Source organism: Calothrix sp. UHCC 0171 (assembly GCF_034931845.1).
In the GTDB taxonomy this organism is placed as follows: Bacteria; Cyanobacteriota; Cyanobacteriia; order Cyanobacteriales; family Nostocaceae; genus Brunnivagina.
Genome location: NZ_JAYGHN010000013.1, coordinates 3,045 through 17,753, shown reverse-complemented (window position 1 = coordinate 17,753; position 14,709 = coordinate 3,045). Strand labels below are relative to the sequence as shown.

The following is a 14,709-nucleotide window of genomic DNA, read 5'->3' as shown; positions in this document are numbered from 1 at the left end:
GCGATCGCCCCTTGGTCGATGACAATCCAGATATAAATTTTTAGCCTCAAAACAAAAAGTACCTTTGCGCCATTGGTAAAATCGTTGCCGGTTCGCAAGTCAATAATTCTCCATCTGCACGTACTTCATAAGTCTCCGCATCAACTTCAATACGTGGCATCGCATCATTTAATTTCATATCTCCCTTACTTAATTTGCGGATTCCTGATACAGCCACAGCTTGCTTTTGCAAACCCAATTTGTCAGGAATTTCTCGCTTTAAAGCAGCTTTAGAAACAAACGTCAGTGAAGTTGCATGTCTCGCCCCCCCGAAACTACCAAACATCGATCGCATATGTACAGGTTGGGGTGTGGGAATACTTGCATTGGCATCACCCATTTGTGCCCAAGCAATAAAACCTCCTTTAATCACCATCTCTGGTTTTACGCCAAAAAAAGCAGGCTTCCACAAACACAAATCTGCCAGTTTACCCGCTTCCACGGAACCCACATACTCAGCAATCCCATGGGCGATCGCTGGATTTATTGTATATTTTGCGACATATCTCTGTGCCCGAAAATTATCTGCTCTAAGTTCTTCTCCCGAAATTGCCGAGCTTGAGGAGAGATTCCCCCGTTGAACTTTCATTTTATGGGCAGTTTGCCAAGTGCGAATTATTACCTCTCCTACCCGTCCCATCGCCTGTGAGTCGGAGGCAATCATACTAAACGCCCCTAAATCATGCAGAATATCCTCAGCAGCAATGGTTTCTCGACGGATGCGTGACTCAGCAAAAGCCACATCTTCGGGGATATCTGCATCCAGGTGATGACACACCATCAGCATATCCAAATGTTCATCAAGGGTATTTACTGTGTAAGGACGAGTGGGATTTGTGGATGATGGTAAAACATTTGCTTCTTGACAGACTTTGATAATATCTGGTGCGTGTCCTCCCCCTGCACCTTCGGTATGGTAGGTGTGAATGACACGATTTTTGAAGGCGGCAATAGTATCTTCAACAAATCCGGCTTCGTTGAGGGTATCGGTATGTATGGCAACCTGGACATCGTAATCATCAGCGACAGCTAAACAAGTATCAATTGTCGCTGGAGTCGTTCCCCAATCTTCATGTAACTTTAACCCCATTGCTCCGGCATGAATTTGTTCAATTAGTCCCTGGGGTTGACTGGTATTACCTTTACCTAAAAATCCTAAATTTATAGGAAAAGCATCAGCCGCTTGTAGCATTCGGTATATATTCCAAGCCCCTGGTGTGCAAGTTGTCGCATTTGTACCCGTTGCTGGTCCCGTACCCCCACCAATCATAGTTGTAATTCCCGATGCGATCGCCACTTCAATTTGCTGCGGACAGATAAAATGGATGTGGGAATCAATGCCTCCTGCCGTGAGAATCATTCCTTCTCCAGCGATCGCTTCGGTTCCGGGACCAATAATAATATCTATATTGTCCTGAATGTAGGGATTTCCCGCTTTGCCAATTTTAAATATTTTGCCATCCTTGATGCCAATATCAGCCTTAACAACACCCCACCAATCGAGAATGACAGCGTTGGTAATCACGGTATCCACAGCACCATCAGCATTGGAGATTGGAGATTGTCCCATGCCATCACGAATGACTTTACCACCACCGAATTTTACTTCATCACCATAAGTTGTAAAATCGCGATCGACTTCAATAAATAATTCAGTGTCTGCGAGTCTAATTTTATCTCCGACGGTGGGACCGAATGTTTCTGCGTAGGCACGACGGGACATTCTGTAAGGCATAATGCACTCCTGGGGTGTTGCTTTGATTATTTTTGGGCAAGTTTAGGAATATTAAGAGGAAATTTTGTATAAATTTATAATTTTGCTGTGATGGTAATGTCGGGAAATTGCTTTAGCAGATATGTGAGGCTTTGCGGACTTTATATTGCAAATTGTAAAGACGCTATGGTATGATCCTTTCCAGCAATGAGCGGTTTTTCATTAATTTTAGTAGTAAATAGGTTTGAGTAATGTCACAGGTAACGATCTCTCCAATAGCTTCAAATAGTTGGGATTGTCCACCTTAAGGTACAGAGCTTTATAGCAATTGGAATAGTAATCAGAAATATTTTTTGTCTAGGAAAGTAGGCAAACTATTAGTTTCGTTTTGATTCTTTGAAGCGATCGCATTCAACAAATTTTAACCTGGGTTTATAACTGCTCGTTGTTCCTGTGAGTCATTTAACTACCCAGCGTTGATACTATCTTCCTCTCCAATCACGATGAAATAATCACTAATTAATTGCCTATGGCAAAGGTGATGCTTGCGTAGCTTTAGGTAACTTTAGAACTATAAGGGTCGAAGTAATCACTGATAACAACCTAGATGCAGATGTGCTTCCGTAGGCTATTAGGAATGATTAATTACTGAATTATATTGGCGAGTGGGCTATTTTGAGTGTGAATTACGCACTGGCAATTTTATTTGAATCAAGACGCTAGGAGGAAACTTGAAAGGGACAATTCTGAGACGAGAGTGGTTTTTTAACACTCGGCAAGACATTATGGCTGGGGCTGTGGTAGGACTGGCACTGATTCCCGAAGCGATCGCCTTTTCTATTATTGCTGGTGTTGATCCGAAAGTTGGGCTATATGCCTCATTTATTATCGCGGTGATGACAGCGTTTTTAGGGGGTAGACCGGGGTCAATTTCGGCTGCAACCGGAGCAATGGCACTGTTGATGATTGATTTGGTCAAAGAGCGTGGTTTGGAATACCTACTCGCGGCAACTTTCCTGACAGGGATCATCCAAGTATTATTTGGAGTATTTAAACTGGGTCGGCAGATGAAATATGTCCCCAGAGCCGTAATGTTGGGATACATCAATGCCTTGGCGGTGTTAATTTTTCTGGCACAGTTGCCACAACTCATCGGTAAACCACCCTTGGTATATATTTTAACTAGTATATCTTTGGCAATTATTTACATTTTGCCCCGGTTTACCAAAGTTGTCCCCTCCCCCTTGGTGGCTTTAGCAGTGATGACAATTGCTGCGATCGCTTTGAAACTAGATGTTCCCACCGTCGGAGATATGGGGAAATTACCCACTGCACCCCCTGTATTTGCCTTACCACAAGTTCCCTTCACCTGGGAAACCTTACAAATCATTTTGCCCTATTCTTTGACCTTGGCAATCGTCGGATTATTGGCTTCCTTCCTCACTGCTTCCTTGGTAGATGAACTCACCGATACCCCCAGTGATAAAAACCAAGAAGCCAAAGGGCAAGGTATAGCGAATATTGTCACCGCATTCTTTGGCGGCATGGCTGGTTGTGGGATGATTGGACAATCGGTAATCAACGTCCAATCTGGGGGTAGAGGACGCTTATCAACCCTCGCATCTGGGGTGTTTCTGCTGTTTGCCATTTTGGCACTGCAAGATTGGGTCAGACAAATGCCCATGGCTGCCCTGGTTGCCATTATGATTATGGTATCGATTGGTACATTTCGCTGGTCATCCTTTAAAAATATTCCCCGAATTCCCCAAAGTGAAACCCTCGTCATGTTAACAACAATGTTTGTGACGATTTTTACCCGTAACTTTGCCCTGGGAGTGGCGACGGGAATTGTGATGAGTACGGTGTTCTTTTCCCGTAAAATAGCCAAATTGGTATTTGTGAATAAATTTTTAAGCGAGGATGGCAGCCATCGCACCTATAAAGTGAGCGGACAAATTTTCTTTTTATCCAAGGAAGAATTTTTAGAATCCTTTGACTTTGGGGAAGTAGTCGATCGCGTCACCGTTGACTTGACCAATGCTCATCTCTGGGATCAGGGAGCAGTAGCCATACTTGACCGAATCGTCTTGAAATTTCGTCGTAATGGTGCGGATGTGGTATTGGTGGGGTTAAACCAAGCCAGTGCCACATTGGTTGAGAAGCTAGGTATTCACAATCAATCTGGTTCCTAAAAATAGCATATTACTAACAGAAATTAGTCACCATGAAACGAATTTTATTATGTACAGATGGTTCAGTTTTTTCCCAGAGTAGCTATCAGTATGGGGCATGGTTGGCGACGCGATTAGGAGCAGCAGTCGATGTGTTGTACGTCACAGATGCCCGCAGCCAAGCAACAGAGGAAGCCGCAAACTTGAGTGGTAGTATTGGTGTCAATGCCTCTGACGTGCTACTCAATCAATTGGTGGCATTAGAACATGAAAAAGCCAAGCTAAACCATCAACGGGCAAAGTTAATTTTACAGGAAGCCGAGGACGCACTCACCCGTGGGGGTGTAGAAACTGTTCAGGTAATGCATAAAACTGGTTTTTTGGTTGATTATATGCCGGAATTAGAACCAGAAGTGGATTTAATTATTTTGGGTAAACGGGGAGAAACGGCGGAATTTGCCTCTGGACATTTAGGGGCAAATCTGGAGCGAATTGTCCGGGCTAGTAATAAACCTTGTTTAGTCACCTCCCGCCAATTTCAACCAATTGAGAGATTTTTACTGGCTTATGACGGTAGTAAAAGTTGTCAGGAAATGTTGCAATTTTTACTAACATCTTCTGTCTTCACAGGTTTAGAACTGCATATCATCACTGTTGCCAAAAGTGCAGAAGATTCCACAGCCAGTTCTCGAATTGAGGAAGCCAAACAACAGGCACGTGCAGGTGGGTTTGAAGCGGTATCTTCCTTAATGGTAGGTAATCCCGAAAATGCGATCGCACAATATGTGCAAGAAAACAACATTAATTTATTACTGATGGGGGCTTACGGACATAGCCGTATTCGCCATTTGGTAATTGGTAGCACCACGGCTCAAATTCTCCGCAGCAGTAATATACCTGTCCTGGTATTTCGTTGACCGCAGTACAAATACTGATTGGATATGAACTGGCTACTTAATGGCTTTTTACTGATAAGTATCATACCCAAAACCCATGAGCCTAATAAATAAAATTCACTTTCGCAATTGGCGCGGCGACCTGTTTGGGGGCTTAACTGCTGCCATTGTAGCTCTACCATTAGCCCTAGCCTTTGGGGTAGCTTCCGGTGCAGGAGCGATCGCCGGACTCTATGGTGCAATCATTGTTGGTTTTTTTGCTGCCCTCTTTGGGGGAACACCAGCCCAAGTTTCTGGTCCCACCGGACCAATGACTGTGGTAGTAACAACTGTGATTGCCACCTTGGTGCAACGTTATCCTGATACGGGGTTAGCAATTGCATTTACCGTTGTCATGTTGGGTGGGCTGCTGCAAATTCTATTTGGAGTGATGCGCCTAGGACAATACATCACCCTCCTGCCCTACACTGTCATTTCTGGCTTCATGTCAGGGATTGGCGTAATTATCATTTTGCTGCAATTACCCCCCTTATTGGGTCATACCGGAGCGGGTGGCGTAGTCACAACTCTACAACAACTACCCACCTACCTGAGTAATCCCAACTGGGTGGCAGTAGGACTAGGATTACTGACCTTGGTGATTGTTTTTGCTTCTCCACCCAAACTAAATCGGATTTTACCCTCTCCCCTATTGGCATTGGTGGTAGTGACAATTATCTCGATGGTGCTATTCAAAAATGCAAATCTGGCTCGGATTGGTCAAATTCCTAGCGGATTACCCACCTTGCGAATGCCCACCTTTAATATCCGCGAGTTAGCCGATATGCTGCGATATGGGCTGATGTTAGGGGTATTGGGAGCGATCGATTCTCTGTTAACTTCCTTGGTGGCTGATAGTATTTCCCGCACCCAGCATGATTCTGACAAGGAATTGATTGGACAGGGAATTGGCAATATGTTGGCGGGGCTATTTGGGGGTTTACCCGGTGCTGGTGCCACGATGCGGACGGTGGTGAATGTCCAAGCTGGGGGAAAAACACCTCTATCGGGGATGATTCATGCCCTGGTACTGCTGTTGGTAGTATTTTGGGCAGGACCATTAACAGCGCAGATTCCCAATGCAGTATTGGCAGGGTTATTACTGAAGGTAGGTATTGATATTCTCGATTGGGGTTTTATTAAACGTGCCCCCCGTCTTTCCTTGAAAGGGACGGGATTGATGTATCTGGTGCTGTTTTTAACCGTATTTGTAGATTTAATTACGGCGGTACTAGTAGGGGCATTTATTGCCAATGTCCTGACAATTAAACGTTTAAGTGATGTCCAAAGCGATAATATTCAAGTCATTACCGACTCCACTGGACATCACAATCTCACTCCCGCCGAACAGGAAATCCTCACCCAAGCAAGAGGAGATATTTTGCTACTTAAATTAGGGGGACCCATGAGTTTTGGTGCTGCCAAAAGTATCTCCCGACGGATGTCTTTTGTGCAAAACTACCATGCACTGGTGTTAGATTTGACTGAAGTCCCTAGTATTGGTGTGACCGCAGCATTGGCAATTGAATCTATAGTTCAGGATGCGATCGCCCATCATCGCCATGTTTGGGTTGTTGTCACCCCTGGACAAGTGGAGCGGCGAATTACTCAGTTTGAATTGCAACGCTTCTGCAAGCCTCAAAATACACAGGAGCAGTCCTCTGTTAAGTTGTCACCCAAAATTCTTCAGGTAGCAAGCCGCTTACAGGCATTAGAATCGGCATCTGTCCTGATTCAACCAGAACATTCCGCCTGAACAATTTGTAAATTTTCAAATCGAAAACCCGACCTCCTATGCCAGGAAATTATTTGTGATTAAAAATACTTAAATACCTATCATTGGACAGATGCGTTTCTATTGGTTGTTAATGTGATACTCTAGTAGGAGGGGAATCAACACCGAATGATGTTAGAGAAGCGGCTCTTTTCCGCAGCACGGGATATTACAACTTAGTAGCCCGCTTTGGATTATATAAGGTGTTTGATAGTCCCATAATTCCCTAGCTGTTAACCAAAAATTGAGGTAGTATCTCAGGAGCGGTCAGTTCAATGGATTATATAGATAAGGTGCTAGAAAAGCTGAAGGAATTGGGGCGCAAGCTGATAGAAGCGTTGCTAGGTCCACAAGCAGAACCGGAACCAGAATTAATTCCGATTCCTGTAAATGATAGATCGCGTCGTCGCTAAAGGATATATTAAGCACTCGACGTGGTAATCCATTCCCTTTTCAGCATTTTGGTACTACATGGGCCAAACTTGAATTTGCTGGGGCAACGTGAACCAGGTATTTATGGTTGCCTGAGTTTAGCTGATATTAATCGGTTATTAACAGAAGCAGCCAATAAACTTGAGGTCAATATATCTGTCACGCAGTCAAATCATGAAGGTATCCTAGTCGATACAATTCACGCATCTGTAGGGCAACATCAAGGCATTTTGATCAATGCTGGAGCTTATACCCATACCAGTGTAGCTTTGCGGGATGCGATCGCTGGTGTCAATTTGCCGACAGTTGAGGTTCACTTAAGCAATATTTACCGCCGTGAGGAGTTTCGCCACCACTCATATATAGCACCCGTTGCGATCGGTCAAATTAGCGGTTTTGGCGCTCAAAGTTATCTGCTGGGTTTACATGCATTGGTAAATTACCTCAGAGAACAAAATTCCCAAAAGGAAACTCCAGCCTAAATCAGGCATAGATTAAATGAATATCGAAGATACAATTGAGAATCTGAAATTTTAATTAGAGGGATATTCTCCTAAAAATTAGAGATGTTTCTGGTTGTTGATGTATAAAAACATATAGAAAATCATAGAAAATCACGTATTGTACATATTTATTTAGAGACTAACTGCTGATGATTGTCTTCTGAAACTTAGTAAAATAATATACAGCTAACAGGAGTGAGAATTTAAAAGTTGCGCTATTCGCTGATTAGTAGGTTTCGAGGTGCTGTTGTTGGTGCTGTAATTGGAGAAACATTACCAATTAAGAATGTAAAGCAGGAAAAAGAGTTAGCATTTCAGACTCAAGCCTCTCTAAATGTGATGAAATTTGCTAGTAAAAGTTTGATTGCTCAAGGCAAATTGGATTTAGAAGATTGCTTGCGAATCAAGCCAGTGAATCACATCCTAAATCCGTTAAACTCAAATACATCTAGCAATGTAAATATTGACTTAAACGAGCAGCCTTTACTAACAACAATTTTTGCAACCCTACCAGTAGCTCTATTTTTTCACGAGAACTCTCTGAAGCTGAAGCAAAACATAAGTGATGTAGTGCAGGCTTATAGCGACGATTTAGCTATACGAGATATTACCCTTGCAGTCGGTTATGCAATTGCCAAATCACTGACTGAAAATCTCAAACCAGCTACGCTAATTCCCCAGATTGTAGATTTTTTAGGTAATACTCCAACTGATACTCCACAGCAGTTATTCAAAATTCATCACTTATTAGAACAAGGCGCTAGCCTAGAACAAGTTAACATTGAATTAAGTAAAGTAAGTAAAGCCGAGCAACCCCACAAAAACTCTCCTCATCAATATACCGCCAGTCAATTGGTAGCAGTAGCTTTTTACTGTTTTCTAGTAACCCTTGAAGACTTTCGTCTTTCTATTTTGCTTGCACATAGCAACACAGACTTCACAACCATAGGCACAATTACAGGAGCATTATCGGGAGCTTACAATAGTACAGCAGGAATACCGATCGCTTGGCAAGTCCGATGTTCGGAACAAAAATCGACAACCTTGCACTCAAACATGGGAACGCAAATGGTAAAATTAGCAGATGGGCTTTTGGCTGTATGGTCAGGGGTGTACGATATTGAACAGCAGACAAACGGAACTAACGAAATAGGGAATTCAACATTGTCCAATCAGAGACTCCCTTTACTCGAAACTGATTCTCACTGGCAGGTTTCTGCATCACCTCGCGTAATTAAATGCCGTTGATTGCTTCCACAAAATTAAATATACAGCCCAAATATCATCAGTTAGTGGTCGTGTAAAAATAAATTAAACAAGTAGTGTGGAGAGGAGTTTCCAGGGAGATGTTCTTCACGGAAAACTCAGGGGCTGGAAAGCCCACCTTTGGGAAATAGCGAGCGAGACACTTGCACTACTTATTTTTACATGATTCCTGACTGCAACATTACCTAGCAATCTCAACATCTTTTGCAAATACATAATCGCTCTTAAATTTACATACAACACCATTGACAAAATTACAATATCCTACGGTTCAGCAAAAATTTACAAACATCAGTAATATTTTATATAGTGTTATCACTGCTACCTAATACTTGGGGCTAAGGGTAGTAATTGTGTAAAACTTGCTTCAGACATGCTTCCATGCAAAATTTCCTCATTTTAACTTTCAGAGTCAGTTATTACGGTTACAGGTGATGAAACAAGCGCCATTTTTTTTACATTCCTTATTGCAGAGGATGAATAAGTGGTGGCGACATTACAAAAAGCTACACCGCGAGTTTTTATTCAGGCTCCGTAAAAAATGGCAAATAGGTTATAGTTGGCATGAAGTAATAGCGAATTTAGTTAGCAATGTTACAGGTATTTATATAATGGCACTAGAGAAAATACCTAAGAATTCGCTGGTGATTTTTGCGATCGCAGTTTTGACATTGACTGGGGTGATGGGGCAAAAATTATACAATCAGCCACAAATGAAAGCTGGAAGTAAAGCATTAGCAACAATTCAAGCACCCCATACTGATACGATTGAAAACAAATACCAAACACAAGCGAAGCGCCAAGTAGCCAGTAATAATTCTAGCTCCATACCAATTTTGATGGTTGATGAGAATATTAATGGGCACATTGGGCAAAAACTCCAAGAAGACTTAGAGCAGGGAAGCCAAATCCGCAGTATCGCCGGTTCATTCCCTTATTATGCCGACAGTTCGGTTTTGTCGGTGGTATCACAGCGTTATTTGCGTTCCGCCACAAACAAAGAATGGCAAGTATTTCAAGGAGTCATCGCTCGCAATAATTCGACTTTGGCGAGTATGAGTAAATCTCGCGAATCACGTCTAGAGAAATTGCTATTACCCAAACAGCAGGGAAAATGCCAGAATCCCTTTTGTGTGGAAACAGGAGCGAATTCTCAATTGAATCATCAGCATAATTTTCCCAGTCTCACCACACATACAACAAAAACACTACCGAATTCAAACCAGATATTATCAAACCCAATACCAACAGACTTTGCCGGGATTACTAGCAGTGATAAATTAGCTCAAGCATTGACAGAAATTGAAACCTTACGGTTAACGACTTCCCCAGAACAGATATCTGCACTGCTCAAAGAAATATCGCGATCGCGCCAAAGATATACTCAAGCTAAAATGAAAATAGCCGAACTTGCTCGTCAAAATCCGAATTCGGCATACAAAAATAGTCTAGTCTTAGATTTAACTGAAGATGATTGGACGAAAGCCCAAATTGCTATCCAGCAGACAGCCCAGCGTATTCTCGCCCAAGGTATTCCCCCCGGATTACCACCCAGCTTCTTAGAAGATGCAGTCAAGTTAAACTTACAAGATGCGGGAATGAAAGAAGCCGAATCTTTCGCAACCAAGTTGTTATTGGAAACACTACAACCGAATCTGAAGAAAGATGAAGCAAAAACACAAATCCAAGCTAAAAATGCGGCTAAGGGCATTAAGCCTGTCATGATTACAGTGCAGCAGGGTGAAATAATTGTTCGTAAAGGCGAAATTATTAGTGATTGGAATTTTCAGGTTCTCGAACATTACGGTTTAATTCGCCGAGAAGTTAAATGGTTGCGGTTAATCATCTTGGCTGGAATCATTGCGGTGGCGGTGGCAATTTTTGTGTTTGTCGAAAAACGGGTAAAATATCGGAAGAGACAACGCGATCGCATTTTAATTTTATTACTTATTCTGAGTATTCCTTTAGTCTTAACAATGGGCACACCATTCACAACTTGGAGTGCTTCCGGTTTACTATTGGGTAGCCTTTATGGTAGTACCATCGGCGTGACGACAATCGGCTTATTGACATTACTATTACCATGTAGCTTAGAAATCAGTAGGATTACACTTTTAGCGGGTGCCACAGGCTCATTGTTAGCTAGTTGTATCGCCCACAAATTACGTTCCCGTGAAGAATTAGCTTTACTAGGAATTGCGGTTGCGATCGCCCAAGCTGGTGTATATTTACTTCTAAAGATTTGTATTGGTGGAGCCTTTGGCGGTAACTTATATCCAGTCTTGAAAGAATCATTCCTATTAGGTTGTTCTGGTTTAAGTTGGAGTATCGTTGCTCTCGGTTTAAGTCCCTATCTCGAACAGCTTTTCGATTTAGTCACCCCCATTCGTCTAGCCGAACTTGCAAACCCCAATCGCCCCCTCCTCAAACGTTTGGCTGCTGAAACTCCCGGTACTTTCCAACATACTTTGTTCGTCTCCAGTCTGGCGGAAGCCGCAGCGCGCAGACTTGGATGTAACGTCGAACTCGTGAGAGCCGGGACATTGTACCACGATATTGGGAAAATGCATGACCCCGACGCATTTATTGAGAATCAAATGGGGGCACCTAACAAACATGATACGGAAATCAAAAACCCTTGGATAAGTGCCGAAATTATTAAGAGACACGTTAGTGAAGGCTTAATTATGGCACGAAAACATCGCTTACCGACAGCGATTCAAGCCTTTATCCCTGAACACCAAGGGACTATGCAGATTGCTTATTTTTACCATCAGGCACAGCAATTGGCAAAGACATGCGACTATATTCAAGTGGATGCTCGTGACTTTAGTTATGATGGTCCCATTCCCCAGTCTAAAGAAACTGCGATCGTCATGCTAGCAGATTCCTGTGAAGCAGCCCTACGCAGCCTCAAGGACACAACACCAGAACAAGCTTTATCTATGCTTAATAATATTTTGCGTGCCCGTTGGCAAGATAATCAATTGCTGGATTCTGGATTGACTCGCACTCAAATGTCAGAGATTGCTGAGATATTTGTGGAAGTTTGGCAACAGTTCCATCACAAACGTATTGCCTATCCCAAGTTAAAAGCGAGTACAAAGGAGAAGTAATATTATGTCCGGAATACTTCTTATTAAAACTGACGCGGAGACTTAGAGACGCGGAGACGCGGAGAAATTTTAATTGTAAGTGATTAGCCGAACATGATGTAATGGTGAGCTTTGGAAAATTTGATTAACTATTGCGTTTAATTAAGTTCTACTACCAATTAAGTAACCTCAAGTCATAAGATATGATTCATGCTTTTCTGGAATATAAAGCAATGAATGTATCTATCCGCCTACTAAAATCCCATGAATTGGATGCAGCTGACCATATTTTTCGCCTAGCATTTGGTACATTTGTGGGATTACCCGAACCAACTGAGTTTTATGGGGATGCAACTTACATTCCTCACCGTTGGAAAAGTGATCCAACTACGGTATTTGTAGCTGAGGCAGATGGTAAATTAATTGGCTCGAACTTAGCGGTAAATTGGGGTAGTTTTGGTTTTTTTGGTCCTTTAAGTGTGCATCCTGACTATTGGAACCAAGGAATTGGACAAAAATTAGTTGAACCAGCGATCGCTTCTTTTGAACAATGGAATCATCGTTTGAATGGGTTGTTCACTTTTGCTCAAAGTCCCAAACACCATGCACTTTATCAAAAGTTTGGCTTTCGGTTGCAATTTCTCACTGCTATTATGGCAAAATCTGTGCAGCCAAATCAAGTTCCAACTCAACTTCAAGTTTTACCTGGGGAAACACAATATTCACAAATTAATCCAGAACAACGCTTGGAATGTCTCCGTGCTTGTCGAGAAGTCACAGAATCGGTGTATGAAGGGCTAAATTTATCGCGAGAAATTCAAACTGTCCAAGCCCAAGGATTGGGAGAGACAGTCTTATTATGGGATGAATCAAACTTAGCTGGTTTTGCAGTTTGTCATTGTGGTGCAGCCACAGAAGCTGGTAGTGATACTTGCTTTATTAAGTTTGCTGCCGTGCGTTGTGGAAAGAATGCAGCCGACAATTTTGAGAAGTTATTAGATTTGTGCGAAGCTTTGACTGTGGCGCGAGGAATGTCTAAGTTGGTGGCAGGGATAAATACGAGTCGTGATGATGCTTATTGTCGGATGTTAGCGCGTGGTTTTCGTCCAGAAATTATCGGTGTGGCAATGCAAAAACCTAACCAACAAGGCTACAATCGTCATGATGTATTTGCGATCGATGATTGGCGGTAAAAGGAAGCATGGAATAGTAAATTATAAAGAACTGATTCATAAATATTAATCATTCTACATCTTTGATTATAGTTTTTGTATTCTTGATATTCCTAGATAAAAATATTTTTAATTCAGCAACTTTTTGCTTTAGTTCATCTAAATCATTACTCACTTGATTGAGGTTTTTCTCAAACTCTGTGAGCGCTTTTTGGGTTAATTCGCTATCAGCAATTCTTTGAGTAATTAAATTATTTTGTAAAGTTTTTAAATAGGAAATTTGGTAACTGATTGCCGCAAAATTACCGACAATCTCACCCATACTTTGACTTTGATAGATTTTGCTATCAATTTCATCTTGATAGGTTTGATTCACAGCTTCACCATACTTTTCCATGAATCCCGCGACAGTATCCAAAGTATCTTGGAATGAACCCTGAAAAGAAACACTCTCAAATCCTTCGCTAGCCATTATTTTGATTCCTTATTACCGATTTCATCGTTAGCCAAATAATTGTTGAAGACGCTGCTAGTCGCGCAAGTGTTTCATTCCCACGGTTATATCAGATGACATTAATATCAAGTCCAGCGAATCAGTTATGATTAATTTTTCTCCGCGTCTCTTATTTCCCCATACCCGCGTCGATTTTATCGCCATTCTTTAGGCAAATGACATCATATACCATCTTTTACAAATGTCGCACAAATGCTGCATATATTAAACCGCATATATACAGATAATTTCAGATCATGAAAAATTTATATGATGGTGGTGATTATTTTAGCTGCTTTGCGGCGATCGCACTAATTCTCACTGTATCACAAATAGAATAAGCGGGTGAGGGGAATCGAACCCCTATCATTAGCTTGGAAGGCTAAGGTTTTACCACTAAACTACACCCGCAAATGTTTTTAAATTTTCAACTTATATAGAATAACATAGCTAGCTAGTAAAATCAAGTATTTAATTAGTAATTTCCTCGCTGGTTGCGGCAGGTTGTATGATTAGGTCTACGAAAAGTCCGCCGCTTGCTGGCACATTCCCCTTGTCTCGTCTGGGTATAAATTCGATATTTCCCTGATTTTGCTGAAAATACTCCTCAGCATATCTTTTACAGACATCTTTCTGGGCTGCGTCATCGGCAATGCGAATTCCATTATTCTTAAAAATCTTGCCGCTAGCATCAATAGATAGTAAAACGCGACATGTTATCGGTTGTGTAATTAACTGCCGATCTTTTTCGTTGAGTAAAGGTGATTTATTTGGTGTTGTCGTTTTTTGTTTCATTTGAGGAGGAGATTCGAGTGTACCTTCACCCGTGATTGAGTTGAGATCAATTTGTTCACTTTCAGATGCAGAAGACAAGCTTGCTGTCCAAAATCCCCCAGTTGTTTCTGTAGTAACTCTTCCTCCTGTAGGCGGTGGTGGATTTTTATTTACACCAACTGTATCTGATGATTTTGGTATTTCCCGTTGATTTCTTGCCACTTCATCAGCACGACGTTGTTGTTCAGTTAATTCTCGCTGACGCTGTTGTTCGGCAAGTTCCTGCTGACGCTGTTGTTCGGCAATTCTTTGCTGGCGCTGTTGCTCGGCAATTCTTTGCT

At 42.0% G+C, this 14,709-nt stretch carries 11 protein-coding genes and 1 tRNA gene; 8 read left to right on the top strand and 4 right to left on the bottom strand.

The window, feature by feature from the left end; all coding sequences use genetic code 11:
• Positions 1 to 46: 46 nt before the first annotated feature.
• On the bottom strand, positions 47 to 1,774 hold the full coding sequence (ureC, locus tag VB733_RS12080) for an urease subunit alpha (protein ID WP_323340330.1): 1,728 nt from the start codon (positions 1,772 to 1,774) through the stop codon (positions 47 to 49).
• Between the two features lie 764 nt (positions 1,775 to 2,538).
• Between ureC and VB733_RS12075 the strand changes: the two genes are divergently transcribed.
• The 8 genes from VB733_RS12075 (at position 2,539) to VB733_RS12040 (ending at position 13,122) form a co-directional block, all read left to right on the top strand.
• The gene (locus VB733_RS12075; RefSeq protein ID WP_323340426.1) at positions 2,539 to 3,945 is read left to right on the top strand and encodes a SulP family inorganic anion transporter; all 1,407 of its coding nucleotides are present in this window, start codon (positions 2,539 to 2,541) and stop codon (positions 3,943 to 3,945) included.
• 32 nt (positions 3,946 to 3,977) lie between these two features.
• Complete coding sequence (locus VB733_RS12070; protein ID WP_323340329.1) at positions 3,978 to 4,841, top strand: universal stress protein; 864 nt, start codon at positions 3,978 to 3,980, stop codon at positions 4,839 to 4,841.
• Between the two features lie 76 nt (positions 4,842 to 4,917).
• A complete protein-coding gene (locus tag VB733_RS12065; RefSeq protein ID WP_323340328.1) occupies positions 4,918 to 6,615 on the top strand; it encodes a SulP family inorganic anion transporter in 1,698 nt (565 codons plus the stop codon).
• A gap of 293 nt (positions 6,616 to 6,908) precedes the next feature.
• Positions 6,909 to 7,046: a hypothetical protein gene (locus VB733_RS12060; protein WP_323340327.1), complete on the top strand. Its 138-nt coding sequence runs from the start codon at positions 6,909 to 6,911 to the stop codon at positions 7,044 to 7,046.
• 27 nt (positions 7,047 to 7,073) lie between these two features.
• Positions 7,074 to 7,547: a type II 3-dehydroquinate dehydratase gene (gene aroQ, locus VB733_RS12055; protein ID WP_323340425.1), complete on the top strand. Its 474-nt coding sequence runs from the start codon at positions 7,074 to 7,076 to the stop codon at positions 7,545 to 7,547.
• 231 nt (positions 7,548 to 7,778) lie between these two features.
• Entirely contained in the window at positions 7,779 to 8,816 is a 1,038-nt protein-coding gene (locus VB733_RS12050; RefSeq protein ID WP_323340326.1) for an ADP-ribosylglycohydrolase family protein, read from the top strand.
• Between the two features lie 452 nt (positions 8,817 to 9,268).
• Positions 9,269 to 11,950, top strand: a complete 2,682-nt coding sequence (locus VB733_RS12045) for an HDIG domain-containing metalloprotein (RefSeq protein WP_323340325.1) — start codon at positions 9,269 to 9,271, stop codon at positions 11,948 to 11,950.
• Positions 11,951 to 12,162: 212 nt separating this feature from the next.
• A complete protein-coding gene (locus tag VB733_RS12040) occupies positions 12,163 to 13,122 on the top strand; it encodes a GNAT family N-acetyltransferase (protein WP_323340324.1) in 960 nt (319 codons plus the stop codon).
• Positions 13,123 to 13,171: 49 nt separating this feature from the next.
• Here VB733_RS12040 and VB733_RS12035 read toward each other — a convergent pair whose 3' ends face one another.
• The 3 genes from VB733_RS12035 to VB733_RS12025 all read right to left on the bottom strand — a co-directional run.
• Positions 13,172 to 13,573 carry a hypothetical protein gene (locus VB733_RS12035; protein WP_323340323.1) on the bottom strand — a complete coding sequence of 134 codons (402 nt, stop codon included), beginning with the start codon at positions 13,571 to 13,573 and terminating at the stop codon, positions 13,172 to 13,174.
• A gap of 361 nt (positions 13,574 to 13,934) precedes the next feature.
• Positions 13,935 to 14,005, bottom strand: a tRNA-Gly gene (locus tag VB733_RS12030).
• A 60-nt stretch (positions 14,006 to 14,065) separates the two neighbouring features.
• The coding region (locus tag VB733_RS12025; RefSeq protein WP_323340322.1) for a hypothetical protein at positions 14,066 to 14,709 on the bottom strand (644 nt) is incomplete at its 5' end.